Consider the following 26,267-nt stretch of genomic DNA (forward strand, 5'->3'; position numbering starts at 1 on the left):
TGGGTGTGGAAAACCAGGGCTCCCGCTTGTGACGGGGTCCCGGGGGGAGTGGGAGGGATCAGCCGCGTTGCAGGCGGCGGGCGACGGTGTCGCCCAGGGTCTGCACGAGCTGGACGATGACGACCAGCACCACGACGGTGATCACCATGAGGGTGGTCTCGAAACGCTGGTAGCCGTAGCGGATCGCCAGGTCGCCGAGCCCGCCGCCGCCGATCGCCCCGGCCATCGCCGAGTAGGAGATCAATGCGACCACGGTCACCGTGAGCCCCGCGACCAGGCCCGGCATCGCCTCGGGAAGCAGGACCTTGCCGATGATCGTCGTACGGCTGGCGCCCATCGCGTGGGCCGCCTGCACCTTGTCGGAGCCCACCTCGCGCAGCGAGGTCTCCACCAGCCTGGCGAAGAACGGCGCCGCGCCCAGGGTGAGGGGGACGACGGTCGCGGCGGTGCCGATGGTCGTGCCCACGATCATCCGGGTCAGCGGGATCACCGCGATCATCAGGATGATGAACGGCAGTGAGCGCCCGACGTTGACGACCAGCGCGAGCACCCGGTTCAGCGGCCAGGAGGGCAACAGCCCGCCTCGGTCGGTGACGACGAGGGCGACACCGAGCGGCAGGCCGAGCAGCGCGGTGAACAGGGTCGACCACAGGACCATCTGGACGGTCTGCCAGGTGTTCTCCCACAGCAGGGGGGCCATCTCGTCCCAGGTCATGCCTTCTCCTCCAGCGTTACGGGCGCGTTCACCGGGCTCTCCTCGACCAGCAGGCCGCGACCGGTCAGGTAGGCCAGGGCCTCGGCGCGCTGGGCGCCGCCCAGGCGCAGGCGCAGGCGCCCCGTGGACAGCCCGGCGACCTTCTCCAGCGCTCCGCCGAGGATGTTGACGTCCACGTCGAACGTGCGCGCCACCTGGGAGACCACGGGCTCGTCGGCCTGCCCGGTGAAGGTGATCGTGACGTCGCCCGGCTCCGCGGGGGGCAGGGGGAACAGTTCGGCGGCGAGCCGGGACCCCGGCGTGGCCAGCAGTTCGGGGATGGTCCCCGACTCCTCGATCCTGCCGTGGCGCATGATGGCGGCCGAGTCGCAGATCGTCTTGACGACGTTCATCTCGTGGGTGATCAGCAGGATCGTCAGGCCGAGTTCCCGGTTGAGGCTCTTGAGCAGGGCCAGGATCGACTGGGTCGTGCCCGGGTCGAGCGCGGAGGTCGCCTCGTCGGACAGCAGCACGGCGGGGTTGCCCGCCAGTGCCCTGGCGATGCCGACGCGCTGTTTCTGGCCGCCGGAGAGCTGGGCGGGATGGGCCTTCGCCTTGTCCGCGAGCCCGACCAGTTCGAGCAGTTCGGTCACCCGCCTGGCGCGTTCGGCCCTGCCGGTGCCCATGACCTCAAGCGGGAAGGCCACGTTGCCCGCGACCGTGCGGGAGGACAGCAGGGCGAAGTGCTGGTGGACCATGCCGATCCGCTGCCTGGCCCGGCGCAGCCGGGCCTCCCCGAGCGCGGTCAGCTCCTGCCCCGCCACGGTCACGGTGCCCTCGGTCGGGCGTTCGAGGAGGTTGACGCAGCGCAGCAGGGTGCTCTTGCCCGCACCGCTCTGGCCGAGCACGCCGAAGATCTCGCCCTCGCGGACGTGGAGGTCGACGCGCTCCACGGCGGTCACCTCACGGCCCCGGTCGCGGTAGACCTTGCGCAGGCCTGACACATCAATCACAGCTGTTCCCCAACATGAACGGGTCCTCGAAAGGTTCTACGACGGGTTCCACGGCGGGGAGGGAGCTAGCGCGTGCCGGGGTCGAAGGGCAGGTGGCACAGGCGGCGCAGGACGAGATGGTCCGCGGGGCAGGTCATGGTCTCGGGCCTTCGTGAGGACGGGCGGGCGAAGCTAGTGCTTGAAGCGCATACAGCTCGGAACACACATGTGGGGCATCCCGCACATGTGCTCGCCGAGGGAGACGGCCCGGCCCTGCGGGGTCGCGTCTGCCTGGTTCGCCACGTTCACGTCTGCCTCAACACGGGGTCGGCCTACCCGGATTCCCGGTATTTCATGTGATCCCTATCACCCCCATAGGGGAATTCGCCGTCCGGACACGGCGAACGGCCCGCCCCTCCGGTGAGGAGGGACGGGCCGTGCGAGGGATCGCCCAGGTCAGGCCACGGCCTTCTCCGCGACCTTGGCCGGGGTGAGCGCGATCTCCAGCACCTCCCGCACGTCGCTGACCGTGTGAACGGTGAGCTCGTCGCGGACCGCCTGGGGGACGTCGTCCAGGTCGGGCTCGTTGCGGGCCGGGATCAGCACCGTGGTGATGCCCGCACGGTGGGCGGCCAGCAGCTTCTGCTTGACCCCGCCGATCGGGAGCACCCTGCCGGTCAGGGAGATCTCACCGGTCATGGCCACGTCGTTCCTGACCGTACGGCCGGACAGCAGCGAGGCCAGCGCGGTGGTCAGGGTGACGCCGGCGGAGGGGCCGTCCTTGGGCACCGCCCCCGCGGGGAAGTGGATGTGCACCGAACGGTCCTTCAGCGCCGTCACCGGCAGTTCGAGCTCCGCGCCCCGCGAGCGCAGGTAGGACAGCGCGATCCTGGCCGACTCCTTCATGACGTCGCCGAGCTGGCCGGTCAGGGTCAGCCCGGTGTCACCGGTCTCCGGGTCGGCCAGTGACGCCTCGACGTACAGCACGTCCCCGCCCGCCCCGGTGACCGCCAGGCCGGTGGCCACGCCGGGCACCGCCGTACGCCGGCTGGACTCGGGAAGCGACGACTCCGGCACGTGGCGCGGGCGGCCGAGGTAGGGGACCAGGTCCTCCACCGTCACCGGCAGCTCGGCCTCGCCGAGGGCGACGTTCGCGGTCACCTTGCGCAGGACCCTGGCGATCGAGCGCTCCAGGGAGCGCACGCCCGCCTCGCGGGTGTACTCGCCCGCGAGGGCGCGCAGGGCGTCCTCGCCGAGGGTGACGTCCTCGGCGGTGAGGCCCGCCTTGTCGAGCTGGCGCGGCAGCAGGTGGTCACGGGCGATCGCGACCTTCTCGTCCTCGGTGTAGCCGTCGAGCGTCACGACCTCCATCCGGTCGAGCAGCGGCCCGGGGACGGCTTCGAGGACGTTGGCCGTGGCCAGGAAGAGCACGTCGCTCAGGTCGAGCTCGACCTCCAGGTAGTGGTCGCGGAAGGTGTGGTTCTGCGCCGGGTCGAGCACCTCAAGCAGGGCCGCGGTCGGGTCACCCCGGTAGTCGGAGCCGACCTTGTCCACCTCGTCGAGCAGCACGACCGGGTTCATCGAGCCCGCCTCGCGGATCGCGCGCACGATCCGGCCCGACTGGGCGCCGACGTAGGTGCGCCGGTGGCCGCGGATCTCGGCCTCGTCGCGGACGCCGCCGAGGGCGACACGGACGAACTTGCGGCCCATCGCCCTGGCCACGGACTCGCCCAGGGAGGTCTTGCCGACTCCGGGAGGCCCGGCCAGCGCGAGCACCGCGCCGCTGCGGCGCCCGCCGACCACGCCCAGGCCCTTCTCGGCCCTGCGGCCGCGCACCGCGAGGTACTCGATGATGCGGTCCTTGACGTCGTCGAGGCCGGTGTGGTCGGCGTCGAGGACGGCACGGGCCGCGGCGATGTCGTAGGAGTCCTCGGTCCGCTCGTTCCACGGGATGTCGAGGACGGTGTCCAGCCAGGTGCGGATCCAGCCGACCTCGGGAGACTGGTCGGAGGTCCGCTCCAGCTTGTCGACCTCCTTGAGCGCGGCCTCGCGCACCTTCTCCGGCAGGTCGGCCGCCTCGACGCGGGCCCGGTAGTCCTCCTCCTCGGTCTCCGGGGAGGAGCCGTTGAGCTCGGCCAGCTCCTTGCGGACCGCGGCCAGCTGCTGGCGGAGCAGGAACTCGCGCTGCTGCTTCTCCATGCCCTCCTGGACGTCCTTGCGGATCGTCTCGGCCACGTCGAGCTCGGCGAGGTGCTCACGGGCCCACTCGACCAGCCGTTCGAGCCGGTCGGCGGGGTCGGCGGTCTGCAGGATCTCGACCTTGCGCTGGGTGGTCAGCCAGGGGGCGTAGCCGGAGTTGTCGGCCAGCAGCGACGGGTCGTCCATCTTGTTGACCGCGTCGACGACCTGCCAGGCGCCCCGCTTCTGCAGGATGGTCGTGGTCAGCGCCTTGTACTCCCTGGCCAGCTCCTCGGCGCGCTCCCCCGCCTCGGGGACGTCCATCACGCTCGCCTGCACCCACAGGGCCGCGCCAGGGCCCGTGGTGCCGGAGCCGACGCGGACCCGGCCGACACCGCGGACCACGGCGGCGGGCTCACCGCCGGGCAGTCTGCCGACCTGCTCGACGACGGCCCTGACGCCCACGGCACCGTACTTGCCGTCGATCCGGGGAACGAGCAGCACCTCGGGCTTGTTGTCAGCGAGTGCCCGAGCGGCGTCGATCGCCGCCCGGACCTCGCCCTCCGAAAGGTCAAGCGGGACGACCATGCCCGGCAGCACGACCTCGTCGTCGAGGGGCAGGACCGGGAGGATCAGGCTCTCACTCATCTGCACTCCAAAGGTTGAGTTATACCGACTCAATTAATGGGAGCCCATGATTGTTCCCGGAGTTGAGCGTGTTCGCTGTGAGCGATCGTAATCGTGTAATTCGCCGGGCCGTACCTCCTCCCCCTCTGCTCCCCCCGCTGTGCCCCGCGCGCCCTGCCCGCCGGTCCCGCCGGCCCGGGGACGACGGCTCACCGGTACCGCCGTACCCCTGGGAGGTGATGGTGTGGATCACTCCCGAGGGTGACGCCGTGCGCGCCCCCGTTGTCTAGGCTGGCCGGGTGAATCTGCCCGCCGGTCTGGAACGGCTCCTGCGGCCGCCGGCCCTGGCGCTGGTCAGGGGACAGGCCGATCCGCCCTTCCCCCGCTCCCCCCGGCTGCGGTTCCGGCTGCCCGAGGCCCTGCGGCTGCTGCCTTTCCGCGCCGTCGACCTGGTGACGGTGGCCAACGTGGTGGCCTTCTGGATGGTCTACAGCGGCGTCCTGTCCCGGCTCGTCCACTCCAACGACATGACCATGGGCACGGTGGGCTCCCCGGAAGACCGGGCCCTCCTGCGCCCCCTCTACCCCGAGTGGTGGCTCTACCTGGCCGCCATCACCTCCTGCGTCCCGGTGCTGCTGCGCGAGCGCTGGCCGCTGGCCGCCTGGCGGATCGCCCTGGCGAGCGTGATCATCATGCCCTCCTTCGAGGACGGCGGCCGACCCGTGCAGGCCCCCGAGGCGATGCTCCACCTGCTCGTCGTCTACTCCGTCGCGGTCCGCTGCGAGCGCAGGACCACCCTGGGCGTGTGGGCCGTCTCGGTGCTCGTCCTGGTCGTCTACGGCCCCGGCGTCAACGATGCGCTGCCCGCCGCGGTCCTGCTGGCCGTCACCGCGCTCCTCGGCTACAACGTCCGGACCAGACGGCTGGCCTCCAGGCGCCTGGCCGAGGAGGAGCAGCGCAGCGAGCGAGCCCTGGCCGCGCAGGCCGCACTGGAGGAACGGGCCAGGATCGCCAGGGAGCTGCACGACGTCGTCGCCCACCACATGTCGGTGATCGCCATCCAGGCCGAGGCCGTACCCCTCCAGGCGGCCGGGGACGTCGGACGCCTTGAGGAGGGGCTGCAGGAGATCCGTGTGCTCTCGCTGTCCGCCATGACCGAGATGCGCCGGGTGATCGGGGTGCTCAGGGACGCCGAGGGACGGGTGGACACCGCCCCTCAGCCAGGACTCGGCCGCCTCGACGAGCTGGTCGGCAACGCGCGCTCGGCCGGTCTCACCGTGGCGCTCTCCCTCAGCGGCGACCTGACCGGGCTGCCCGAGGCGGTGAGCCTGTCGGCCTACCGGATCACCCAGGAGGCGCTGAGCAACGCCATGCGGCACGCGCCCGGCTCGGACGTCTCGGTGCGGATCTCTCGTTCCGGCGGCGCGCTGAACATCAACGTGACCAACGACGCAGGACGCCCCTCCCCCGGTACGGCGCAGCGCGCGGAGGGTCCCGGGCACGGCCTGGTCGGGATGCGGGAGCGGGCCGCCATGCTCGGCGGGAGGCTGTGGGCCGGACCGGTCGGGACGGGATTCGCGATCACCGCCATACTGCCGGTCGTGGAGGAGACATGACGATCCGGGTGCTCATCGCCGACGACCAGGGCATGGTCAGGACCGGTTTCACCGTGTTCCTCGGCTCACAGCCGGACATCGAGGTCGTCGGCGAGGCTGCCGACGGCCGTGAGGCCGTGACGGAGGCCATGCGGCTGCGTCCCGACGTGGTGCTGATGGACGTACGGATGCCGGTCATGGACGGCCTGGCCGCGACCAGGGAGATCATGGCCGCGGCGGACCCGCCGAAGGTGCTGATCCTGACCACCTTCGACCTCGACGACTACGTCTACGAGGCGCTGCGCGCCGGGGCCAGCGGGTTCCTGCTCAAGGACGCCTCCGCGCGGCAGTTGGCCGAGGCGGTCAGGGTGGTCGCCTCCGGTGAGGCGCTGCTGGCCCCCTCGGTGACCAGACGGCTGATCGCGGAGTTCGCCCGGGTCGGCCCGCGCCGTCCCCGGATCAGGCCGGACGGCATCACCGAACGCGAGACCGAGGTGCTCGTCCTCGTCGCCCAGGGCCGTTCCAACCAGGAGATCGCCGCCGAGCTCGTGCTGTCCGAGCAGACGGTCAAGACGCACCTGGGACGCATCCTGGCCAAGCTGGACCTGCGCGACCGGGCCCAGGCGATCGTGTACGCCTACGAGACGGGTCTGGTCAGGCCGGGCGAGTGAACCCCGTGGGGGGACCTCTCCAGGGCGATGTAAGCGATAAACCATGATTTTTAGCCTCTTGCCGGTTCCCAACCGGTCAGGAGGTCCGCATGCCACACCGCACGCCCGTTCTCGCCGTCGCCGCAGCCCTCGGCCACCTGCTCGTCCCGGCCCCGCACGGCGACCGGTCCTCGGCCGCCGAACTGGGCGGCGTGCGGGTGTGGGCGGGCGGCGGCCCCGGCTCCGGGCGGTGGTCGTGACGGCCAACCTGGGCGCCATGGCGGTCTTCCTGTGGCGCCAGGCCGTGCCGACCGTGGCGGTCCTGGCCGCGTGCCGCTCGGCCCTGGGGAGATTCCCTGGCTGCTCGGTCCGGTGGACGGGCCCTCCTGGGTGCTGTTCCGGCCGGCCTGGCCTCCGGTGTTCGCCGCCTCTGCCTGGCACTGGCCGCCCAACCCAATAAGAAGTGATTTTTTATGACATGGTGTCATCATCGGGTTGACGAGGATGGCGGGCTTTGTGACACTGTGTCATATAAGACCCCTTCATCGCGGAGTGATCATGAGTGAGCCGTCTTTCTCCGAAGCGCTCAGGAACGCCACCTGGAGCGACCACGAGTCCGCGGAGGGCGAGGGCTACCTCAAGGCCCTCATGGCGGGACGGCTCAGCGCGGAGGCCTACGGCGAGATGGTCGCCCAGCACTACTTCGCCTACGTCGCCCTCGACGGCGTCTCCCGCTCACTCGCCGGCGACCCGGTCGCGGGTCCCTTCGTCTTTCCCGAGCTCTACCGGGAGGAGGCGCTGGTCCGTGACCTGGAGACGATCTACGGCTCCGGCTGGAGAACCAGGATCGAGCCCTCGAAGCCGACCGAGGAGCTGGTGGCCAGGATCGAGCGGACCGCCTCCTGGCCGGGCGGCTACGTCGCCCACCACTACACCCGCTACATGGGCGACCTGTCCGGCGGCCAGTTCATCCGGATGGAGCTGCAGAAGATCTACGGCTACCAGACGGACGGCGGCGTCGACTTCTACCGCTTCGACGGGATCGGCAGCCTGCCCCGGTTCAAGAACGACTACCGCGCCCGGCTCGACGCGCTTCCGGCCGACGAGGCGGAGAAGGCGCTGATCATCGAGGAGACCAGGCTCGCCTACCGGCTCAACACCGAGGTGCTGGCCGACCTCGGCAGGCTGGTCCCTGCCGGGCAACCCGCCTGAGAACCGCCCCGGCCTGTGCGACGATGGGGGCATGCCTCGCATTTCGGCCGCGACGATCGGCGAGCACCGCGCCCAGACGCGGGACCGGATTCTGCAGGCGGTCTCCCGTCTGTCCAGGAACCAGGGCATCGACGCCATCTCGATGACGGAAGTGGCGGGTGAGGCGGGAATCACCCGCACCGTCCTGTACAACTACTTCCCCGACAAGGCGACCCTGCTGCTGGCCTTCACCGAGCGGGTGACGGGCTACTTCATCGACGGCTACGAGCGGGAGCTGCCGCCGGACGCCTCCCCCGCGGAACGCCTGCGGGTGTTCGTCCGCCTGCAGCTGGCCGGGCTGCTCGCCCACCCCCACCCCGGCCCCGCCGACCTGTCGGCCGCGCTCGGCCCCGACGCCTACCAGCGCCTGGCCGACCACGTCGAGCCGATGCAGCGCATCCTGACCGGCATCATCGAGGGCGGGGTCGCCTCGGGGGCCTTCCGCACCTCGGACGTGGCCTCCGCCGCCCGCTTCATCCTCGCCGTCATCGGCTCGGAGCGGGTGCCGCTGCTCAGCGGGGAGACCACGGCCGAGGACGCCGAGGCCGTCGTCTGCGACTTCGTCCTGCGCGCGCTGGACGCCCTCACGCCCTGACGCGGCGACCGAGCCCGGCCGTCAGGACCACGACCGGCGACGGCCCCCGCGCCGGGAGACGGAGCCTCCGATCGGACTAGGGACGGGCGCCCAGGGAGTCCACCCAGCCGGAGGAGAGGACCGCGACCTCGCGTCCGCTCACCTCGGCCGAGCGCACCGAGGCGCCCACACGCCTCTCCGCCCTGTCCGGCCCGGTGTAGGCGAAGGACAGCAGCCTGGCCCCGGTCCGGTCGATGACGAGCCGGGTGTCGCCGCCCGTCAGCCCGATCTCCACGCCGGTCCGCCCGGCCGGGTCGGTGACGCCCTCCTTCATGGCCAGGCCCGGCTGGGCCGCGAGAACCCGCAGGACCGCGGCGCGGGTCGCGGGGGTCGCCGGGGAGTCGAGCAGGTAGCGGGCCGCACCGAGCACGAAGGCGGGATAGGACCGCGCCCGCTCCTCCTTCGCCGCCTCGGCGGGCAGGCCCTTGCCCGCGCCGCGGTAGGCCTCGCGCAGCCACGCGTCGAGCGCCTTCTCCTCGCCGGGCAGATCGGCCACGTCCTCGTCGGAGACGAGCGTGCCGCCGATCGCGGTCTTGAGGACCATGGGCCCGTGGTCGACGGACTTCTCCTCGGGGAGCGGCGCGCCGGGGCGGGCCGGGACGTAGGCGGCGTCCTTGCCGGTCACGAGACGGCCGCCGGTCGAGGCGCTCCAGGCCTCGGCGGTGACCGCGAGGACGCCTCCCCCCTCGACCGGGTCGAAGGTGCGGGTGCTGGAGAACCAGTAGCGGGCCTTGCGCTCCGGGGTGCGGGCCACGGTCTCGGCGGCGGCGAGCAGGAACGAGCGCGCGTCCACCGTCTCGACCGGGGCGGCGACCGTGCCGTGCCCGGTGGGGACGACGTTCCTCGCCGCCGTCGGGGGCGCCGCGGCGGGGGCGCTGCCGATCACGTACGGCACGCCGACCGCGGCCGCCGCCGCGAGCCCGAGCGCGATCTTGAGCAGCCGCGCGGGCGGCAACGAGCGTGGCCGCCCGGAGGAGGCGAAGGTGGCCGACAGGTCGCGCTCGCGCCTGAGCCGGTGGCTCTCCTCGGTCACGGCGTCGGGCCGCAGGCCGAGCATGAAGTCGTCGGGGGTCATCGTCGTTCCTCCAGGGTGAGTGCGTCATGGTCGAGCGCCTCCGCCAGGCGGCGGCGAGCGCGGTGCAGGCGGACGTTGAAGGTCCTGGCGGTGCAGCCCGCGACGCGGGCGGCCTCGGCGGGGGTCAGCCCGTACCAACTCGCCAGGACCAGGGCCTCGACGTCGTTTTCGCCGAGTTCGGCGAGGGCCGCGAGGGCGGCCTCCCGCCGGGCGACGCGCTCGGCGACGTCGTCCTCGGGCGCGGGGGCGAGATCCGCCAGCCGCGCGGCGAGGGCCCGCCCGCGCAGCCCGGAGTCCTGCTGCTTGCGCAGGAGGTTGCGGGCCACGCCGAGCAGCCACGGCAGCGCCGGGTCGGGGACCTCGCGCAGCCGTCGCCACGTGATCAGAAAGGTCTCGCTCACCACGTCCTCCGCTGCCTGCCTGTCGGCGCGCAGCAGCGCGTAGCCGAGGACGTTCCGGTAGTGCCGGTCGTAGAGCTCGGTGAAGCGTTGTTGGGGATGGTCCACGGTCAGTAGTCCCAGGAGGAGGGCGTGGATTACACGCTAGAGGGACGAATCACGATCCGCCTTGGCGGCCGGTTCTGCGTGCCCTCACCGGCTGCGGCGATGAGCCCGCCCGGGATTGTCGGTGGCGGCCGCTAACTTTCGATCATCCCGATCCGAGGAGTTGTGAGATGTACCGCCAGGGAGACATCCTGATCGTGCCCGTCGAGGAGGAGGCCGTTCCCGCCTCCGTCGTCACCTCGCCGTCCGTGCCGCGTGACGCGCGGGGCCGCCTGGTGCTGGCCCTCGGCGAGGCCACCGGGCACGCCCACGCCGTGGTCGGCCAGGGCACCCTGGTCCGCGGGGCGCGTCCGGCCGACCCCTCCTTCCTCAACCTCCCCTCCGGCGGGCGGGTGGTTCACGAGGAGCACGCCGCGATCTCCCTGCCCAAGGGGTGGTACCGCGTGCTGCGCCAGCGCGAGTACGTCCCCGGCGCCTTCCGCGTCGTCGCCGACTGAACGATTCCCCGCACGTCCCAGGAGCACCCGAACATGACCGTGACCAGTGAACTCTCCGACACGTTGAGCGTGGCCGCGCTCCGCTGGGAGGAGGTGGCCCTCAGGACGGGCCCCGCCGACCGCGCCCGCGCCGAGGAGGGGGTACGGCTCGCCTACCGGCTCGGCGGCCTGGCCGAGCCCGAGCGGATCATCTGGGCGGCCTCCCCCGCCGAGGGCGCCGTGATCGCCGCGAAGCTCGCCGCCAACAGGGGCGGCGGCGAGCAGGACGGCCCCGGCGGCGGTCCCGGAGAGAGGGCCGCGGAGTTCGACGCGGGCCGGTGCGTCCGCGACCAGGTCCGTACCCGGCCGTGGGAGCGGGCCAGGGCCGACGCCCTGGCCCGGCTCGGCGCCGAGGGCTGGCCGCTGGCCTGGTCGCTGACCGGGGGCGCGTTGTGGGACGAGGTGAACCGCCTGGTCACCCGCATCCGCGGCGGCATCGCCGCGTCCGCGGGCTCGGAGGAGGCCGGGGCGCTGCTGCGCGCCTCGACGCTGGACGCCGTGCTCGGCCAGCACGACGCGCCCTGGCTGTCGCTGTTCGACGCGCTGGGCGCGCCGGAGGTCGAGGGCCTGGTCCGGGTCGCCGAGTCCGCGGGCTGGTGGTGGCCCTTCGAGCGGGTGGCGCTGCTCTGTGAGCGCCCCGCCGAGCTGCACCGCGACGACGCGGGCCGTCCGCACCGCGCGGAGGGGCCCGCGCTCTCCTTCCCCGACGGCTTCGCCCTGCACGCCTGGCACGGCATGCCGGTGCCCGCCGACTTCGGCGCCTCCATGACGGGCCTGACCCCCGCGCGCATCCGCGCCGAGGAGAACGCCGAGTTGCGCCGGGTGATGCTGGAGCACTTCGGCTACGACCGCTACCTCGCCGAGTCGGGGGCGACGCCGACGCACCGCGACGAGACCGGCGTCCTGTGGCGCATCGACCTGCCCGACGACGAGGCGGTGGCGATGGTCGAGGTGGTCAACTCGACCGCCGAGCCCGACGGCACGTTCCGCACCTACTGGCTGCGGGTCCCGCCGTGGACCCGCACCGCCCGCGAGGGGGTCGCGTGGACGTTCGGCCAGACGGAGGGGGACTACCGGCCGCTCAAGGAGACATGAGGGATGCGTTCGAGGACTCCTCCGGCGAACACGTCGTAGAGCCCGGTCGGCTCCAGGTGGACGTAGCCGATGTGGCAGTCGCACATCGCCAGCGGACAGCCCCGGGGGCGCAGGGCCGCGCGGAAGGAGCCGTCGTAGAGGTTGCCCAGGACCTCGGGCACGAAGTGGCAGCGCCGTACGGTGCCGTCGCCCGCCACGGAGATCACGCTCTCCCCGGTACGGCACGGCAGCCCGGCGCTGCGGTGCGGGGTCCTGCTGTGGTGGAACAGCGGGTCGAGCGCCGTCCACCCGGCCGCCTCCTCGTCGGTGTAAAGGTGTCCCTCGGCGGCGTTCACCCACAGATACACCTCGGGGGGCAGGTCGGCGCGCAGGCGCCGGGCCGCCTCCAGGTGCTCGGGCAGGCCGACGACGCCGACGCTGAAACGGACGCCGAGTCCGTGCAGTTCGCGGCACCTGCCGAGGAAACGCTCGTGGGTGACCTGGTCGGGGTGGTAGGTCGCCCACAGGGCGAGCGTGTCCAGGTCGGCCTCGGCGAGCCAGCCGGTGCGGAAGCTGAGGTTGGTCTGGATGGCGACCCTGCGGACGTGCGGGAGCCGGCTCAGCTCGACCATCGCCCGGCGGTACCACGAGCGGACCAGCCCCTCCCCCCAGGGGGTGAACAGCACCGAGACGGGGTGGCCGCACTCCGCCGTCCAGGCCGTGAACCGTTCGAGCGCCGCCCGGTCCTGCCGTAGCCGTTCCGGGCTGTCGCGGCGCTTGGCGAAGGGGCAGTAGGGGCAGTCGTAGTCGCAGCTGGACAGCGGCCCCCGGTACAGGATCGTCAGGTGGCCCGGCTCGTGCTCACCGCCCGGGGGGTTCACGCTCGTGTCCACGGGGTCGTCTCCCTTCCCGCCGGGAAGGAAGCGTCCGGCGCCTCCTGTGCCCACGGGCTCGTCTCTTTCCCGTCCAGGGTCCTGTTCGGGGTCCCCAGCCTGGACGACCCCGCCATAAGCGGATTTTTCATGAAAAATCGTCATCGCTGCTCGTATTCGGACATCAGCGCACGCACCGGCGCGGAGAACAGCCACGGGCCGATCGCGTCGGAGTGTGCCAGCCCCTCCGGGGTCAGCCGCAGCCGGCGCCCTTCGGGATCGCCGAGCCAGCCCCTGCCCGCCAGGACCTCCAGCTCGCCGGAGAAGTCCGCCGTCGCCTCGGTGCCGAAGCGCCCCCGGTAGGTGTCCAGGTCCAGCCCCTCCGTCCGCGGCAGCGACTGCAGGAGGTGACGGCGGCGCCGTTCCGCCTCGTCCAGGTGGAAGCCGACGTTGGCGAAGGCGAACTCCTCCGCGGGCAGCCGTACGTAGTCGTCGATGATCCCGCGCACCTGTCGGGCGGCCACCGCGTACTCGTGGGAGTAGTGCAGGCCCTCGGTGTAGGAACGGGCCCCGCAGCCGAGGCCGACCATGCCGTCGCTCTGGCAGCTGTACTCGGTCAGGCCGCCGGAGCCGGGCAGCTGGAACATCCGCATCGACACCTGTTCGTACCCGGCGGCGAGCAGGTGGTCGCGGCCCTGACGGTAGAGGCCGAGCCGGTGGTCGTCCCAGTCGCGCGCGCGGCGGCCGAGACCGGTCAGCGGACGGACGTACAGCGGATACAGGTAGATCTCCTCGGGCCGCCAGGCCAGCGCCGCGTCCAGCGAGTGGCGCCAGGTCTCCTCGGTCTGCCCGTCGATCCCGTAGATCAGGTCGATGTTGAGCGCCTTGAAGCCGGTGTCCCTGATCCGGCCGAGCGCCGCCTCGACCTCCGCCCGCCGCTGCGGCCTGACCGCCGCGCGGGCCTCGGCGTCGAGGAAGCTCTGCACCCCGATGGAGATCCGGGTGGTGCCCCGCTCGGCCAGGACGGCGAGCCGGTCGGCCGTGGCCGTCGCGGGCGAGGTCTCCACGGAAAGCGGCACGGCTCGCAGGTCGGCGCCCGTGATCCGCTCGGTGAGGTCGAACAGCCGGGTCAGCTCGGCCGCGCTCAGGTAGGTCGGCGTGCCGCCCCCGACGGCCGCGAGCACGAACTCCGGCCCGTCCAGGGCGTCCCGTACGGCCCGTGCCTGGCGTTCCAGCGCGTCGAGGTAGGCGGTGACGAGTTCCTCGGGGGCGCCGGTCCTGGTGAACAGGTTGCAGAACCCGCAGCGCATCTCACAGAACGGGATGTGCAGGTAGAGGAAGAGGCTCCCCGTCGGTTCCCGCGCCCACACCTGGCGCAGCGTGGGCCGGGGGTCCAGCGGCCGGTAGGCCGTCTTGTGCGGATAGGCGTAGACGTATCCCTGGTAGGGGCCCGCCTCAAGGCCCGGCTGTCCGGCCGTCACCACTGTCCCCTCTCCAGGACGAACTCCCCGTAGGGCACGGTCCAGACGACCTCGTGGCCGATCCTGTGCCCGATGTGACCGTCCTCCCCGTAGGCGGTGCCGTGGTCGGAGCAGACGATCGCGAAGGCCGGGCGCCTGGCGCTCATCAGCGCGAAGAGCCCGCCGATGTGCCGGTCGACGTACTCAAGCGCGGCGGCGTGACTGCGTGGGTCGTCGCCGTGCTCGCGGGTTGCTCCGGGCAGGTGGTACCAGTTCGGCTGGTGCAGCGCGGAGACGTTGACGAACAGGAACACCGGCCCGTCCACCCGGGCGACCGCCCGCTCCGCGCACGCGATCTGCGCCTCGAACGAGGTCGGCGAGGTCACCCCGAACTCCGGCTCCCAGTGGCTCTCGGCGAACAGGCCGGGCAGCGTGGAGCCGAGCGGGGTCAGCTTGTTGAAGAAGCCGACTCCTCCGACACAGATCGTGTGGTAGCCCGCCGCGGCCAGCCCGGTGGGCAGGTCGGGGGCGTCGAACGTCCAGGTGCCCGTCGCCGTCGTCTCACTGCCGGGGAACGTCGCGGCGAACAGCCGGGGATGCGGTCCGGGAGCCGCCGGGGTCGGCAGGAACCCGGCGAGGATCGCGGCGTGCGCGGCGTAGGTGAAGCTTCCCGGACTGTGACGCCGTTCCCACCGGCCGCCGGGCAGGGCCCGCGCCAGGTTCGGCAGTCGTCCCGCTGCCAGCGCCTGCCGCGCCACGTCGTATCTGAGCGTGTCGAGCGTCACCAGCAGCAGGTCGTGGCCGCCCACGATCTCGTTCATGTCACGCACCGGCGCCGACCCCCGCGAGGACGTGACGGCGCAGGATGGCCGCGACCTGGGCCCGGTAGGTGTCCAGCCCCTCTGCTCCGGTGCCGGGCAGGCCGGTGAGCCCGGGCAGCAGGTCGCCGAAGGCGTTGACCTCGGCCACCGCGACGTCACTCCAGCCGGTGCCGACCATGACGTCCACCCCGGTGGACAGGCTGCCGGGGAAGCACGCCGCCGCCCGCGCGCAGACGTCGACGAGCCGCGACCAGCCCTCGGGCCCCAGCCCGGCCCGCACCGCGCCGAGATCACCGCGCTCCCCGCCGAGGTGCAGGTTCGTCATGGGCGTACGGCTGGCGCGCACCACCGCGTGGGTCGGCGTGCCGTCGACCGTGACCACCCGCAGGTCGATCGCCCTTCCGCCGAGCGTGGCCTTGGGGAACCACCTCTCGACGTGCAGGCCGTCCGGGGCCAGCAGGCCGACGATCGCCGCCACGTCGCGCTCGTCGTCGTAGGAGCGCACCCGCAGCGAGTTGTACAGCGAGCCACCGGCCAGTTCTGCCGACGTGACCGCCCTGATCCGCCCCGGGGCGGTCTGCAGGGCGACGACGCCGGAGGCCGAGGAGCCGTGGGCGGGTTTGACGAACACCCGGTTCCATCCGGCCTCGGTCATCCGCTCGCGCAGTTCGGCGTAGCCGCCGACGGGTCCCGCCAGCGCGGGCGGCACGGGAACCCCGGCCGCCGACAGCCTCGCGTGGCAGAGCCGCTTGTCGAACATCACCGCGATCTCACCGGGGTCGGCGAGCAACCCGGCGCCCGGGGCGGCCGCCACGGCCTGGCGAACACGTTCGATCCCGGCGGTGAGGGCGGCGTACCAGGCGGCCCCGCCACCCACCCTGGACGGCTCCCCGGGGCCGCGCAGCAGCGCGTCGGCGACGGCGTCCTCGCCGGGGGACTCGATCCGCACGAGCGTGCCCGGTTCGAACCGGATCGCGTGGTCGCTCCCGAGCACCTGGGTCCACGGCGTGATCCGGGGCTCGGGCAGGCCGTGGGCGGCGCAGGCGCGCGCGAACAGGGTGACCCGGCGCTCCCCCGGAGTGCCGACGACCGTCAGCGAGGTCACTCGGAGACCGCCACGTAGCGCCACTCGTCCTCGGGCTCCTCCTGCTCCGACAGGTCGACCTCGACGCCGGAGCCCGCGAAGGCCTCCTTGACCCTGGCGACCATGGGGTCGGTGAGGTAGTGGTGGCACAGGTCGAGGTGCTTCAGATGGGTCAGCGGCTGGCCGGACAGCAACGCCTCGGCGCCCTCGTCGCCGAGGGAGCCCATCGACAGCGCCAGCGACTCAAGGCGGGCCACGACCGGCGCGGAGGCCACCGCCGCCGCGATCTCGTCCTGGATCTCACTGTTCTGCAGGCCCAGGTGGCGCAGGGCGGGCAGGCGTTCGCCGCTCAGGATGCCCGCCATGTCGGCCAGGGTCGCGTCCCCGCCGTACTCGTCCACGCCGAGCCAGAGCTCCAGGTGCTCCAGGGCGGGGAAGGTGCTCTCGGCGACCCCGCGGACCACTCTCGCGGGCAGGCCGCCCGACTCGACGGTGAGGTCCTTGAGGTGCTCGTGCCTGACCGGGCTCAGCTCCAGCCCGGAGCCGCCGCGCACCTCCAGCCGCTCCAGCAGCGGGAAGGCGGTCAGCAGCGGGGTGACGTCGCTCTGCTGGATCCAGGAGATCTCGGCCTCCTCCCTGGAGATCTCGCCGAGGTACAGCGTGCGCAGGGCGGGCAGGCGCTCGGCGTGCTCGGTCAGCAGCCGCACCACCTCACTGGAGTCTCTCTCGTAGGCGTTCCCCCAGTCGCCGATGATGAGCGTGGTGACCTTCGTCGTGTCGACCGTGCCGACGAAGCTCAGGAAGAGTTCCTCGAAACTCTTGCCGCCTCCGTTCCGGTCCACCCCGATCCGCCAGGCCGCCGCCTCCGGGGCGGGCAGCTCCCGTGGCTCCTCGCCCTCGGGCACGTGCACGATGGGCAGACCGGCGTAGGCGCCGTTCCCGAGCGAGTCGTCGGCGTAGTCCATTGCAGAGCTCCTGTCAGGCGAAATACGGCAGACCACTTCCTACCAGAGATCGCCGACACTTCATGTCCATCTGGACAGCGGGGTCACTCGGTGACCGCCACGTAGCGCCATGTCTCGTCCGGCATCAGCTGACCCGAGAGGTCGACCTCGACGCCCGCCAGGGCGGCCCCGACCTTGGCGACCATGGGGTCGGTGAGGTGATGGTGGTGCAGGTCCAGGCGCCTCAGGTGGGTCAGCGGCTGGCCGGACAGCAGCGCCTCCGCCCCGTCGTCGCCGAGGGAGCCCATCGACAGGGACAGCGTCTCCAGGCGGGCCACGACCGGCGCGGAGGCCACCGCCGCCGCGATCTCGTCCTGGATCTCGCTGTCCTGCAGGCCCAGGTGGCGCAGGGCGGGCAGCCGCTCGCCGCCCAGGATCGCCCTGAGGTCCGCCACGGTCGCGTCGCCGCCGTAGTTGCTCACGCCGAGCCAGAGCTCCAGGTATTCGAGCGCGGGCAGATCACTGTCCCCGACCCCGCGGACCACGGACGCGGGAAGCCCTCCGCTCTCGAACCTGAGCACCCTGAGGTTCTCGTGCCTGACCGGCGGGAACAGCAGCCCCTCGCCGCCGCGCACCTCCAGGCGCTCCAGCAGCGGGAAGGCCGCCAGCAGCGGGGTGACGTCGCTCTGCTGGATCCAGGAGATCTCGCACTCCTCGTACGACATGGCCCCGAGGAACAGGGAGCGGAGGGCGGGGAAGCGGTCCGCGTGCTCCGTCAGCAGACCGACGATCTTTGAGGAGTCGTCCTCGTAGGACTCCCCCCAGCTGCCGACGATGAGCGCGGAGACCCTGGTCGTGTCGACGACGTCGACGAAGTGCCGGAAGTCGAGTTCGAGGTCGCCCTCGTCCCAGTCAAGGCCTATCCGCCAGGCCGCCGCCTGCGGGGCGGGCAGTCCCTGCACGTCCCCGTCGTCACTCCCGGGCGCCTGCACGATGGGCAGACCGGCGTAAACGCCCTCCCGGAGCGCGGTGACGGCGTCGTTGAACTCGGCGTGGTCCATTCCAGGGGCTCCCGTCCGGCGAAATATGGCAGACCATTTCCTACCAGAGCTTGCCGACATTTCATGCCCTGTCAGATAAATCCTGACAAAACAGGCGGTGGGTCATCATGGAGGGTATGGACAACGGCCATATCCGGTTCGGTTCGGCCACGGGCCGCTGGGTTCTGCTCACCACCGTGCTCGGCTCGGGAATGGCCATGCTGGACGGCACGGTCGTCAACGTGGCGCTCCCTGCGCTCGGCTCCGCTCTCAAGGCCGACATGGCGGGGCTGCAGTGGACGGTCAACGCCTACACGCTGACCCTCGCGGGGCTGATCCTGCTGGGCGGCTCACTCGGCGACCGGTACGGCAGGCGCAGGATCTTCCTGATCGGCGTCGTCTGGTTCGCCGCCGCCTCCGCCCTGTGCGGTCTCGCGCCGAACATCGAGACGCTGATCGCCGCCCGCGCCCTGCAGGGGGCAGGCGGAGCGTTGCTCACCCCGGGCTCGCTGGCCATCATCCAGGCCTCCTTCGACCGTGAGGACCGGCCCAGGGCCATCGGGGCCTGGTCGGGGCTCGGCGGGGTCGCCGCGGCCGTCGGGCCCCTGCTGGGCGGCTGGCTGGTCGAGACGGCCGGGTGGCGCTGGGTGTTCCTGCTCAACCTGCCGCTGGCCGCGCTGGTGATCGCGGTCGCCGTACGGCACGTGCCGGAGAGCAGGGACACCGAGGCGACCGGCCGCTTCGACGTCGCGGGCGCCGCGCTGGCCGCGTTCTCCCTGGCCGGGATCACCTACGGGCTGATCGGCCTTCAGGTGGTCCCGCTGGTCGCGGGCGCGGTGCTCGGCGTGGTGTTCGTCTGGCTGGAGATCAGGCGCTCGCCCGCCGCGCTCGTCCCGGTCGGCCTCTTCTCCTCGAAGGAGTTCACCGCGGTGAACGTGGTCACGCTGATCATGTACGCCGCGATGGGTGTGGTGTTCTTCCTCCTGGTCGTCCAGTTGCAGGTCTCCTCGGGCTTCTCCCCCGTGCTCGCCGGGTCGGCGATGATCCCGATCACGCTGCTGATGCTGCTGCTGTCGGCCGGGGCGGGTGAGCTGGCCAAACGGATCGGCCCGAGGATCCCGATGTCTGCGGGCATCCTGGTCTGCGCCGTCGCCCTGGTGCTGATGTCCCGGATCGGCGAGGGCACGCCGTACGCGACGGGAGTGCTGCTGCCCGTCTCCCTGTTCGGCCTGGGCCTGTCCGCGGCGGTCGCGCCGCTCACCGCCACGGTGCTGGCCACCGCGGACGAGCGCTACGCGGGCGTGGCCAGCGGCGTCAACAACGCCGTGGCCAGGACCGGAGGGCTGCTGGCGGTGGCCGCGATCCCGCCGCTGGCCGGGCTGACCGGTGAGGCCTTCCACTCCCCCGCGGTCTTCACCGCCGGATTCCGCACCACGATGCTGGTCGCCGCGGCGATGATGGCCGCCGCGGCCGTGACCACCTTCCTCACCATCAGGCGCAACGTCCTGGCCGCCTCGACCCCCCACCCCAGCTGCCCGGTCGAGGCCCCCCAGCTCGGCGACAGGTGAGAGTCCCCAGAAGGTGCCCTCAGAAGGTGAAGGCCTGGCTGCGGACGCTGTTGTCGAAGTTGGAGGGGAGGAGTTCGGGCTCGCCGACGGAGCGGACGTCCGGCAGGCGGGTGAACAGCTCGCGGAACATGGTCCTGATCTCCTGACGGGCCAGGTTGGCGCCCAGGCAGAAGTGCGGCCCCGGGCCGCCGAAGCCGACGTGACCCTTGGTCTCGCGGGTGATGTCGAAGCGGTCGGGGTCGGGGAAGACCTCCTCGTCGCGGTTGGCCGAGCCGTAGAACAGCACGACCTTGTCCCCGGCCTTCAGGTGCAGGCCGCGCAGGTCGTGGTCCTGGGTGACGGTGCGGCGGAACTGCATGATGGGCGAGACGTAACGGACCATCTCCTCGATCGCCCCGCCGATGTGGGCGTCGAAGTCCTCGGTCAGCAGGCGGCGCTGCTCGGGGTTGTCGGTGAGCAGCTTGACGCCGTGCGCCATGGTGTTGCGGGCCGTCTCGTTGCCCGCGACCAGCAGCAGCGCGAAGAACGAGCCCAGCTCGCGGTCGGTGAGCCGTTCCCCGTCCACGTTGGCGGTGACCAGGGCGGAGACCAGGTCGCCCTCGGGCGTCGTGGCGCGCCGCCTGCCCAGCTGGATCACCATGCGCTGCAGGGCGAGCAGCGCCAGCATGTTCTGCCCGGCCATCCTGAGCGTCTGGGGCAGGCTGGGCCGTACCCCGGTGTAGGCGGTCGAGACGTCGACGTGCCGGTGGACCCGCTCCCGCATCTCGTCGGGGATGCCCATCATGTCGCAGATGACGTGGATGGGCAGCCGGGCGGCGACCTGGCGGACGAAGTCGCCGGGGCCCTCGGAGATCACGTCGTCGACGATCCCGGCGCACGCCCTGTCGATGCCGTCCTGCAGCCCGGCGAGCATCTTGGGGCTGAACGCCCGCGAGACGATGCGGCGCAGACGGGCGTGCCGGGGGTCGTCCATGTTCACCATGGACTCGCCGAACACGTGCTTGACCCAGCCGGGCGGCTCGGGGTTGGTCACCGCAGGCTCGCTGGAGAAGACCTTGGCGTTGCGGCTGGCCTCGACCACGTCCGCGTGCCGTACCAGGGCGTAGAAGCCCTTGCCCGAGCGCAGCAGCGGCACCCGCCGTTCCGGGAAGAACACCGGCCGGTCCAGCTCTCGCAGCCGTGCGAACGCCTCGTTGCGCTCCTTGATCGGGCGGCGCCAGAACCCCAGATCGGCCAGATCGATGTCCATGACCCAATCCTGGCACGCCCGTGACCCGCCTCGCCCGGCGCGCCGGGCGCCGGAGATCCGCCGGTGACGGACCTCCGGTCGGCTGTCAGGGGGTCACAGGACCTTCGACTTCGCGCTGAGGTGGCTGCGGATCTCCTTGGCGAGCCGCTTGGCGGAGACGTTCGGGTTGTCGGTCACGGCCGCGCCGAACCGCGCCACGGCGGTGCCCCTGCGTGAGCCGACCCATCCCCTGAGCTTGATGGTCGTCGCGTCGCCCTTGTCGAGGGAGGAGACCAGGCACAGTACGGACCGCCGCTTGACGGAGCACTTCACACTGCGCGGCTTCGAGATCACCCTGACCGTGCGGAAGTGCGTGGAGAAGTCACCGACGAGCGCCACGTAGTGCTGGCCCTTGACCCGCTTGTTGCGCACCTTGACGGTGTAGGTGAGGTTTCCGCCCCGGTAGGTGTACTTGGGGAAGGAGACCTCGTACCGGAAGGGAGCCGAGGCCGCGGTAGGCCGGGCCTCGGCCGCCGCCGCGGTCGAGGGCTGGACGAGAAGGGCACCGCCGAGCGCGGCGGCGAGGGCCGCGGCGGCGAGCCTCCTGGGGAGAAGATCACTCATATGCCGCATCATCTAACAACTTTCAGGAATTCCCCACGTTTTTACAGCAGGGTGGAATGTCCGGCGGGGACGGTGAACCGGGCACCCGTCTTGGCCGGGGCACCGCGGCGGCTGATGTAGTCCAGCGTGCGGAAGTCCGCCTGCAGTTCCTCCTGGGTGATCCGGCAGACGATGTAGCCGCGCCGCTGGTCGAGATAGGAGATGTGCGGGTTCTCCGCGATCGTCTCGGCCACCCTGGCCTTGTCCCGGTAGCCGTCCCCGTCACTGGCGATCGAGGAGGTGACCAGTTCGACCCCGACCTTGGGCGAGTCGGGATCGTCGAAGTCGAGCATGAGGTCGGCCGCGTGGTGCATGTGCATGTCACCGGTCAGCACGACCGGGTTGGCGGCGCCCGAGTCGCGGAAGCCGGTCAGCAGGCGGGTGCGCTCGGCGGCGTAGCCGTCCCAGGAGTCCATGTTGACCTCGATGCCCGGCCCGGCCCGGTAGTCGCGCTGGGCCATCAGGATCTGCTGGGCGACCAGGTTCCAGCGCGCCCGGGAGGAGGCGAGACCGTCCAGCAGCCAGCGCCGCTGGTCCTCCCCGAGCAGGGTGCGCCGGGTCGCGAGCCGGTCGTCGCATCCGGCCCTGAGCCCGTCCTGGCACGCCTGGTCGTCGCGGAACTGCCGGGTGTCGAGCAGGTGGAAGCGGGCCAGCGGCCCCCAGTCGACCCGCCGGTGGATCCGGATCGAACCGCCGTCGGGCACACTCGTCCCGCGCAGCGGCATGTTCTCGTAGTAGGCCTGGAACGCGTTGGCCCTGCGGCGGGCGAACTCCGGGTCCCCGGTGCTGGAGACCTTCCCGGCCCAGTTGTTCTCGACCTCGTGGTCGTCGAAGGCGACCAGCCACGGCGCGACCGCGTGCGCGGCCCTCAGGTCGGCGTCGCTCTTGTACTGCGCGTGCCGCATCCGGTAGTCGGCCAGCGTGGCGCACTTGCCCGCGGTGTGCTCACGTACGGCGCCGCCCATCGCGGTGTAGCCCTGGGGGGCGTACTCGTACATGTAGTCGCCCAGGTGGACGACCAGGTCGGGCTCCTGCTCGGCCAACCTGCGGTAGGCCGTGTAGTAGCCGTGCTCGTAGTGGGCGCAGGCGGCCACGGCCAGTGTCAGCGGGGACGGCGCCGACTCGGCCGCCGGGGCGGTCCGGGTACGGCCCGCGGGCGAGAGGTGTCCCTCCGCGCGGAAGCGGTAGAAGTACTCCCGGCCGGGTTCGAGCCCGTCCAGCTCGACGTGGACGCTGTGCGCCCGTTCCCGCCGGGCGGTCTCCACGCCGCTGCGCAGCACCCTGGTGAAGTTCTCGTCGGCGGCCACCTGCCACTCGACCTCGACGTCCCTGGCGGGCATCCCGCCCAGCCCCTGCGGGCCGAGCGGGTCGGGGGCGAGCCTGGTCCACAGCACGACCCCGTCCGGCGACGGGTCACCCGAGGCGATCCCCAGGGTGAACGGGTCGCGGCGGAGGGTTCGCGAGATCGTCCGGTTCCCGGTCGGCGTCAGCCCCGCCCCGGTGAGCAACAGGCCGCCCACACCCGTGGCGGCGACGGAAAGGAACACCCTGCGTGACGGTGTCTGCTCCACGCGACCAGTGCAACCCGCCCGTCTTTCCCCGCCGTGGCCTGCGGTCCACGGCGGGATGAACAACCGTTGCACAGGCAAGGGCCTTACCCACCGTCATTGAACACCCGTCTACCCCCGGGCGACGGTCCGGTGAAGGGACGGGTCACTGGAGGTAAGGCTTGAGGTGTTCGTTGAGCGCTCCGCACCCCAGGTAGTTGCGCACGCTGTGGAAGTCGATCCAGTCGAGGTTCACCAGCGTCTCCTGGTCGACGCCGGTGAAGTTTCTGCGCAGTTCGGCGGGGATCGCCACGATGTCGTCCTTGTCGGCGACGTTGACCCAGCGCCTGACCGACGGCGGCTTCCTGCCCTGGCCGTTGATCGGGGCGGGCAGCAGGCGTTCGAAGATGACGTTCTGCATGCCGAGCGGGCTGCCGAGGGTGAGCAGCAGGTCGACCTTCAGGTCGGGGTTGGACCACAGCGTCTCGTAGGCCACCACGCTGCCGAGCGAGTGGGCGATGACCACCTTCGGCTGGTTGCGCCTGATCGTCTGCGCCACCGCCGCGCGCGCCTTCTCCCTGGCCTGGCCTCCGGCCGTCATGTAGGCGGCGACCTCGGGGCAGAAGAGTCCCGCGACGTCGGCCGCGTTGGCCTGCAGGCGGTCCAGCAGCCAGCCGGTCATCGCGTGCAGCGCGCCGGTCAGCCCCTCCCCCACCGTGGCGAACTGCTTCGCCCAGGCGACGAAGACCTCCTGGGAGGGGGTGTCCATGGCGCGGACCGCGCGCGCGGACGGCTCCTGGGGTCGCTCGCCCAGCAGGTGCGCGTAGTAGGCGATGTCGGTGACGTAGCGCTCCTGGGCGTACGGCACACCACCGGTCAGCCCCTTGTGCAGGTAGCGGTTCCATTTCTCACGTACGGCCCCGGCCGCGCCCTCGGCCGAGTTACCCGCGTCGCGGTAGTAGTGGTACTTGCCTATCCCATGCACGCCGACGATCTTGTCCACGCGCCCCCGCCTCTCGTACGGATCTTCACGGTGCGGCCCCCTGGGTTTCCCCGGGAGTCACTGTGGCGGAAGGCGCACCACCCCACAAGACCGGATCGCCCGGCCCTTCCCGTCCAGACAGGGGGATAAATCGCTTGATCAGGGAGTTCACGCCGTGGATATCCTGGGATCACAGCCCATGAGATTCCGAAGGAGCAGTCCTCCCATGTCCGATCCGCTTGAGATCAGCGGCTCGCTCTGCGTCCCCGAGGCCGAGCTCCGCTGGCGATTCTCCCGCTCCTCGGGGCCGGGCGGGCAGGGGGTCAACACCACCGACAGCCGGGTCGAGCTGAGTTTCGACCTGGCCGCGACCGAGGCTCTGCCGCCGCCGCTCAGGGAGCGCGCGCTCGAACGTCTCGGTCCCCGGCTGGTCGGCGGCGTCATCACCGTCGTCGCCTCGGAGTTCCGTTCCCAGCTGCGCAACCGCGAGGCGGCGCGCGACCGGCTGGCCCGGCTGCTGCGGGAGGCCGTGGCCCCGCCACCGAAGCGGCGCCGTCCGACCAAGCCGAGCAGGGGCTCCGTCGAGCGGCGGATCACCGCCAAGAAGCACCGCTCCGACCTCAAGCGGCTACGCCGGGGCGACTTCTGAGCGCCTGAACGGCCGATGGCAGAATGGGCCGATGCCCCTCGTCCCCAGCGTCCGCGCGGTGATCCTCGACGACGACCGGCTCGTGCTGTTCCGGCGCACGGTTCCCGGACAGGACCTCTACTGGTCGATCCCCGGCGGCCACGTCGAGCCGCAGGACGCCTCCCTTGAGCACACCCTCCACCGCGAGGTGCTTGAGGAGCTGGGCGCGGTCGTCTCCGACGTCACCCCGCTGACCACCCTTGAGTGCGTGCGCGACGACGGCGTCAAGATCCAGCACGTGTACGGCTGCCGCCTGGTCTCGATGGACCTCGCCCTGCGCTGCGGCCCCGAGTTCTCCGACCCCGCCAGAGGCGTCTACGAGGTCGTACGGCTGCCGCTCGACCCCGCGGAGATCACAGCCGTCAACATCGTCCCGCCGGAGCTCGGCGCCTACCTCGCCGCCGAGATCGCCTGCCTCTCCACTCAGATCAAAGCCCGCTGAGGGCGCGGCGATCGCTCCGCCGGCCTTCGCCCGCCCGCTCCTCCCGCGCCGGAGCGGCCTCCGACACGTCAGTCTCGTGTGCGGGCCCGGCTCAGCGGAGCCGAGGGGTCGGCCGCCAGGTGCCGTGAGGAGGGCGGTGCTCCCGCGGCGACCAGCAGGTCCCCGACTGCGGCGATCATCGCGCCGTTGTCGGTGCACAGCCCCGGGGGCGGGATCCGCAGCGTGAGGCCCGCCGCGCGGCAGCGCTCGGCGGCGAGTTCGCGCAGTCTCCGGTTCGCGGCGACCCCGCCGACGATCACGAGGGTGTCCACTCCGGCGCCCAGGCAGGCCTCGACGGCCTTGCGGGTCAGCACGTCGGCCACCGCCTCCTGGAAGGAGGCCGCGACGTCGGGTACGGCGAGGGAGTCGCCCGCCCGCGCCACATGCCTGGCGACGGCGCTCTTGAGCCCGGAGAAGGAGAAGTCGTGGCCGTCGCCGAGCATCGCCCGGGGGAAGGCGACCGCCCCGGGGTCGCCGTCGCGGGCGGCCTCGGCGACGGCGGGACCGCCGGGGTAGGCGAGCCCGAGGAGCCTGGCGACCTTGTCGAACGCCTCGCCCGCGGCGTCGTCACGGGTGTCGCCGAGGTGGACGACCGGGTCACGGGCCAGGTCCCCGAGCAGGAGCAGCGAGGTGTGCCCTCCGGAGACGATCAGCGCGACCGAGCGCGGCGGCAGCGGGCCGTGCTCCAGGGTGTCGGCGGCCACGTGCCCGGCCAGGTGGTGCACGCCGTACAGGGGGAGGTCCCAGGCCAGCGCGTAGGCCTTGGCGGCGGCGATCCCGGTCTGCAGCGCGGTGGCCAGGCCGGGCCCCGAGGTGACCGCGACCGCGTCGATCTCGGACGGACCGACCCCGGCCCGCTCGAAGGCGGCCCGCACGCAGGGGACGAGCGACTCCAGGTGGGCGCGGGCGGCGATCTCCGGCACCACCCCGCCGAAGCGCGCGTGTTCCTCCATCGAGGAGGACAGCGCGGCGCCGAGGAGCCGGCCGCCGGAGACGATGCCGACGCCGGTCTCGTCGCACGAGGTCTCGATCCCCAGGACGACCGCCATGCCACCCCCTTGTTGCAAGTAATTCGCAACT

At 71.9% G+C, this 26,267-nt stretch carries 26 protein-coding genes; 10 read left to right on the forward strand and 16 right to left on the reverse strand.

Annotated features, from left to right (window positions below; translation table 11 throughout):
- Positions 1–58: 58 nt before the first annotated feature.
- The 3 genes from ABZ470_RS34820 to lon all read right to left on the reverse strand — a co-directional run bounded on the left by ABZ470_RS34820 (position 59) and on the right by lon (position 4,512).
- Positions 59–715 (reverse strand): methionine ABC transporter permease, encoded by a 657-nt coding sequence (locus ABZ470_RS34820; protein ID WP_352009244.1) that lies wholly within the window; start codon positions 713–715, stop codon positions 59–61.
- Positions 712–1,707, reverse strand: a complete 996-nt coding sequence (locus ABZ470_RS34825; protein ID WP_362916769.1) for an ATP-binding cassette domain-containing protein — start codon at positions 1,705–1,707, stop codon at positions 712–714. The genes ABZ470_RS34820 and ABZ470_RS34825 overlap by 4 nt, the downstream gene beginning before the upstream one ends.
- Positions 1,708–2,142: 435 nt before the next feature.
- The gene (gene lon, locus ABZ470_RS34830; protein ID WP_352009242.1) at positions 2,143–4,512 is read right to left on the reverse strand and encodes an endopeptidase La; all 2,370 of its coding nucleotides are present in this window, start codon (positions 4,510–4,512) and stop codon (positions 2,143–2,145) included.
- A 278-nt stretch (positions 4,513–4,790) separates the two neighbouring features.
- On the opposite strand from lon, the gene ABZ470_RS34835 reads away from it, so the two are divergent.
- From ABZ470_RS34835 to ABZ470_RS34855, 5 genes are all read left to right on the forward strand, one after another.
- Positions 4,791–6,107 carry a sensor histidine kinase gene (locus ABZ470_RS34835; RefSeq protein ID WP_362916771.1) on the forward strand — a complete coding sequence of 439 codons (1,317 nt, stop codon included), beginning with the start codon at positions 4,791–4,793 and terminating at the stop codon, positions 6,105–6,107.
- Positions 6,104–6,757 (forward strand): response regulator transcription factor, encoded by a 654-nt coding sequence (locus ABZ470_RS34840; RefSeq protein WP_362916773.1) that lies wholly within the window; start codon positions 6,104–6,106, stop codon positions 6,755–6,757. The genes ABZ470_RS34835 and ABZ470_RS34840 overlap by 4 nt, the downstream gene beginning before the upstream one ends.
- Positions 6,758–6,846: 89 nt before the next feature.
- Entirely contained in the window at positions 6,847–6,996 is a 150-nt protein-coding gene (locus ABZ470_RS34845) for a hypothetical protein (RefSeq protein ID WP_362916775.1), read from the forward strand.
- Between the two features lie 298 nt (positions 6,997–7,294).
- Positions 7,295–7,948, forward strand: coding sequence for a biliverdin-producing heme oxygenase (locus ABZ470_RS34850; protein WP_362916777.1), 654 nt, complete (start codon positions 7,295–7,297; stop codon positions 7,946–7,948).
- A 31-nt stretch (positions 7,949–7,979) separates the two neighbouring features.
- The gene (locus ABZ470_RS34855) at positions 7,980–8,582 is read left to right on the forward strand and encodes a TetR/AcrR family transcriptional regulator (RefSeq protein ID WP_352009236.1); all 603 of its coding nucleotides are present in this window, start codon (positions 7,980–7,982) and stop codon (positions 8,580–8,582) included.
- A gap of 76 nt (positions 8,583–8,658) precedes the next feature.
- Here the strand turns inward: ABZ470_RS34855 and ABZ470_RS34860 are convergent, their stop codons facing one another.
- Complete coding sequence (locus tag ABZ470_RS34860; protein WP_362916779.1) at positions 8,659–9,696, reverse strand: hypothetical protein; 1,038 nt, start codon at positions 9,694–9,696, stop codon at positions 8,659–8,661.
- Positions 9,693–10,202, reverse strand: a complete 510-nt coding sequence (locus tag ABZ470_RS34865; protein ID WP_352009234.1) for a sigma-70 family RNA polymerase sigma factor — start codon at positions 10,200–10,202, stop codon at positions 9,693–9,695. Before ABZ470_RS34865 ends, ABZ470_RS34860 begins: the two co-directional genes overlap by 4 nt.
- 167 nt (positions 10,203–10,369) lie before the next feature.
- Between ABZ470_RS34865 and ABZ470_RS34870 the strand changes: the two genes are divergently transcribed.
- Together ABZ470_RS34870 and ABZ470_RS34875 are read left to right on the forward strand one after the other, a co-directional pair.
- Positions 10,370–10,696, forward strand: coding sequence for a hypothetical protein (locus ABZ470_RS34870; protein WP_352009233.1), 327 nt, complete (start codon positions 10,370–10,372; stop codon positions 10,694–10,696).
- A 33-nt stretch (positions 10,697–10,729) separates the two neighbouring features.
- Entirely contained in the window at positions 10,730–11,830 is a 1,101-nt protein-coding gene (locus tag ABZ470_RS34875; protein ID WP_362916782.1) for a DUF6745 domain-containing protein, read from the forward strand.
- On the opposite strand, the gene ABZ470_RS34880 is transcribed toward ABZ470_RS34875, so the two are convergent.
- The 6 genes from ABZ470_RS34880 to ABZ470_RS34905 all read right to left on the reverse strand — a co-directional run bounded on the left by ABZ470_RS34880 (position 11,806) and on the right by ABZ470_RS34905 (position 18,051).
- Entirely contained in the window at positions 11,806–12,702 is an 897-nt protein-coding gene (locus ABZ470_RS34880; RefSeq protein WP_362916784.1) for an STM4011 family radical SAM protein, read from the reverse strand. The genes ABZ470_RS34875 and ABZ470_RS34880 overlap by 25 nt on opposite strands.
- Positions 12,703–12,842: 140 nt before the next feature.
- Entirely contained in the window at positions 12,843–14,162 is a 1,320-nt protein-coding gene (locus ABZ470_RS34885) for an STM4012 family radical SAM protein (protein WP_362916786.1), read from the reverse strand.
- Positions 14,159–14,962 (reverse strand): STM4013/SEN3800 family hydrolase, encoded by an 804-nt coding sequence (locus tag ABZ470_RS34890; protein ID WP_352009229.1) that lies wholly within the window; start codon positions 14,960–14,962, stop codon positions 14,159–14,161. Before ABZ470_RS34890 ends, ABZ470_RS34885 begins: the two co-directional genes overlap by 4 nt.
- 1 nt (position 14,963) lies before the next feature.
- On the reverse strand, positions 14,964–16,067 hold the full coding sequence (locus tag ABZ470_RS34895) for an STM4014 family protein (protein WP_362916788.1): 1,104 nt from the start codon (positions 16,065–16,067) through the stop codon (positions 14,964–14,966).
- Positions 16,064–17,011: an STM4015 family protein gene (locus ABZ470_RS34900; protein ID WP_362916790.1), complete on the reverse strand. Its 948-nt coding sequence runs from the start codon at positions 17,009–17,011 to the stop codon at positions 16,064–16,066. Before ABZ470_RS34900 ends, ABZ470_RS34895 begins: the two co-directional genes overlap by 4 nt.
- A gap of 83 nt (positions 17,012–17,094) precedes the next feature.
- Positions 17,095–18,051, reverse strand: a complete 957-nt coding sequence (locus ABZ470_RS34905) for an STM4015 family protein (RefSeq protein ID WP_362916792.1) — start codon at positions 18,049–18,051, stop codon at positions 17,095–17,097.
- 116 nt (positions 18,052–18,167) lie between these two features.
- On the opposite strand from ABZ470_RS34905, the gene ABZ470_RS34910 reads away from it, so the two are divergent.
- Complete coding sequence (locus tag ABZ470_RS34910; RefSeq protein WP_362916794.1) at positions 18,168–19,598, forward strand: MFS transporter; 1,431 nt, start codon at positions 18,168–18,170, stop codon at positions 19,596–19,598.
- A gap of 19 nt (positions 19,599–19,617) precedes the next feature.
- Here ABZ470_RS34910 and ABZ470_RS34915 read toward each other — a convergent pair whose 3' ends face one another.
- The 4 genes from ABZ470_RS34915 to ABZ470_RS34930 form a co-directional block, all read right to left on the reverse strand.
- Positions 19,618–20,847, reverse strand: coding sequence for a cytochrome P450 (locus tag ABZ470_RS34915; RefSeq protein ID WP_352009224.1), 1,230 nt, complete (start codon positions 20,845–20,847; stop codon positions 19,618–19,620).
- Positions 20,848–20,940: 93 nt separating this feature from the next.
- Positions 20,941–21,450 (reverse strand): hypothetical protein, encoded by a 510-nt coding sequence (locus tag ABZ470_RS34920; protein WP_362916796.1) that lies wholly within the window; start codon positions 21,448–21,450, stop codon positions 20,941–20,943.
- Positions 21,451–21,491: 41 nt separating this feature from the next.
- On the reverse strand, positions 21,492–23,060 hold the full coding sequence (locus tag ABZ470_RS34925) for an alkaline phosphatase D family protein (protein WP_362916798.1): 1,569 nt from the start codon (positions 23,058–23,060) through the stop codon (positions 21,492–21,494).
- Between the two features lie 142 nt (positions 23,061–23,202).
- Positions 23,203–24,039 carry a hypothetical protein gene (locus ABZ470_RS34930; RefSeq protein ID WP_352009221.1) on the reverse strand — a complete coding sequence of 279 codons (837 nt, stop codon included), beginning with the start codon at positions 24,037–24,039 and terminating at the stop codon, positions 23,203–23,205.
- Between the two features lie 178 nt (positions 24,040–24,217).
- Here ABZ470_RS34930 and arfB point away from each other — a divergent pair, with 178 nt between their 5' ends.
- Together arfB and ABZ470_RS34940 are read left to right on the forward strand one after the other, a co-directional pair.
- On the forward strand, positions 24,218–24,667 hold the full coding sequence (gene arfB / locus ABZ470_RS34935; RefSeq protein ID WP_362916800.1) for an alternative ribosome rescue aminoacyl-tRNA hydrolase ArfB: 450 nt from the start codon (positions 24,218–24,220) through the stop codon (positions 24,665–24,667).
- A gap of 31 nt (positions 24,668–24,698) precedes the next feature.
- Complete coding sequence (locus ABZ470_RS34940; RefSeq protein ID WP_362916802.1) at positions 24,699–25,148, forward strand: NUDIX hydrolase; 450 nt, start codon at positions 24,699–24,701, stop codon at positions 25,146–25,148.
- 68 nt (positions 25,149–25,216) lie between these two features.
- Here ABZ470_RS34940 and tsaD read toward each other — a convergent pair whose 3' ends face one another.
- Positions 25,217–26,236 carry a tRNA (adenosine(37)-N6)-threonylcarbamoyltransferase complex transferase subunit TsaD gene (gene tsaD, locus ABZ470_RS34945; RefSeq protein WP_352009218.1) on the reverse strand — a complete coding sequence of 340 codons (1,020 nt, stop codon included), beginning with the start codon at positions 26,234–26,236 and terminating at the stop codon, positions 25,217–25,219.
- Between the last annotated feature and the right edge of the window lie 31 nt (positions 26,237–26,267).

Origin of the sequence: Streptosporangium sp. NPDC020072 (assembly GCF_040631445.1) — a bacterium.
Classification (GTDB): domain Bacteria; phylum Actinomycetota; class Actinomycetes; order Streptosporangiales; family Streptosporangiaceae; genus Streptosporangium.

What these genes read in the sequence shown, in the direction of transcription:
- ABZ470_RS34820 (WP_352009244.1), bottom strand. Translation starts at nt 715, where the DNA reads ATGACCTGGGACGAGATGGCCCCCCTGCTGTGGGAGAACACCTGGCAG.
- lon (WP_352009242.1), bottom strand. Translation starts at nt 4,512, where the DNA reads ATGAGTGAGAGCCTGATCCTCCCGGTCCTGCCCCTCGACGACGAGGTC.
- ABZ470_RS34840 (WP_362916773.1), top strand. Translation starts at nt 6,104, where the DNA reads ATGACGATCCGGGTGCTCATCGCCGACGACCAGGGCATGGTCAGGACC.
- ABZ470_RS34845 (WP_362916775.1), top strand. Translation starts at nt 6,847, where the DNA reads ATGCCACACCGCACGCCCGTTCTCGCCGTCGCCGCAGCCCTCGGCCAC.
- ABZ470_RS34850 (WP_362916777.1), top strand. Translation starts at nt 7,295, where the DNA reads ATGAGTGAGCCGTCTTTCTCCGAAGCGCTCAGGAACGCCACCTGGAGC.
- ABZ470_RS34855 (WP_352009236.1), top strand. Translation starts at nt 7,980, where the DNA reads ATGCCTCGCATTTCGGCCGCGACGATCGGCGAGCACCGCGCCCAGACG.
- ABZ470_RS34860 (WP_362916779.1), bottom strand. Translation starts at nt 9,696, where the DNA reads ATGACCCCCGACGACTTCATGCTCGGCCTGCGGCCCGACGCCGTGACC.
- ABZ470_RS34870 (WP_352009233.1), top strand. Translation starts at nt 10,370, where the DNA reads ATGTACCGCCAGGGAGACATCCTGATCGTGCCCGTCGAGGAGGAGGCC.
- ABZ470_RS34875 (WP_362916782.1), top strand. Translation starts at nt 10,730, where the DNA reads ATGACCGTGACCAGTGAACTCTCCGACACGTTGAGCGTGGCCGCGCTC.
- ABZ470_RS34890 (WP_352009229.1), bottom strand. Translation starts at nt 14,962, where the DNA reads ATGAACGAGATCGTGGGCGGCCACGACCTGCTGCTGGTGACGCTCGAC.
- ABZ470_RS34900 (WP_362916790.1), bottom strand. Translation starts at nt 17,011, where the DNA reads ATGGACTACGCCGACGACTCGCTCGGGAACGGCGCCTACGCCGGTCTG.
- ABZ470_RS34905 (WP_362916792.1), bottom strand. Translation starts at nt 18,051, where the DNA reads ATGGACCACGCCGAGTTCAACGACGCCGTCACCGCGCTCCGGGAGGGC.
- ABZ470_RS34910 (WP_362916794.1), top strand. Translation starts at nt 18,168, where the DNA reads ATGGACAACGGCCATATCCGGTTCGGTTCGGCCACGGGCCGCTGGGTT.
- ABZ470_RS34915 (WP_352009224.1), bottom strand. Translation starts at nt 20,847, where the DNA reads ATGGACATCGATCTGGCCGATCTGGGGTTCTGGCGCCGCCCGATCAAG.
- ABZ470_RS34920 (WP_362916796.1), bottom strand. Translation starts at nt 21,450, where the DNA reads ATGAGTGATCTTCTCCCCAGGAGGCTCGCCGCCGCGGCCCTCGCCGCC.
- arfB (WP_362916800.1), top strand. Translation starts at nt 24,218, where the DNA reads ATGAGATTCCGAAGGAGCAGTCCTCCCATGTCCGATCCGCTTGAGATC.
- ABZ470_RS34940 (WP_362916802.1), top strand. Translation starts at nt 24,699, where the DNA reads ATGCCCCTCGTCCCCAGCGTCCGCGCGGTGATCCTCGACGACGACCGG.
- tsaD (WP_352009218.1), bottom strand. Translation starts at nt 26,236, where the DNA reads ATGGCGGTCGTCCTGGGGATCGAGACCTCGTGCGACGAGACCGGCGTC.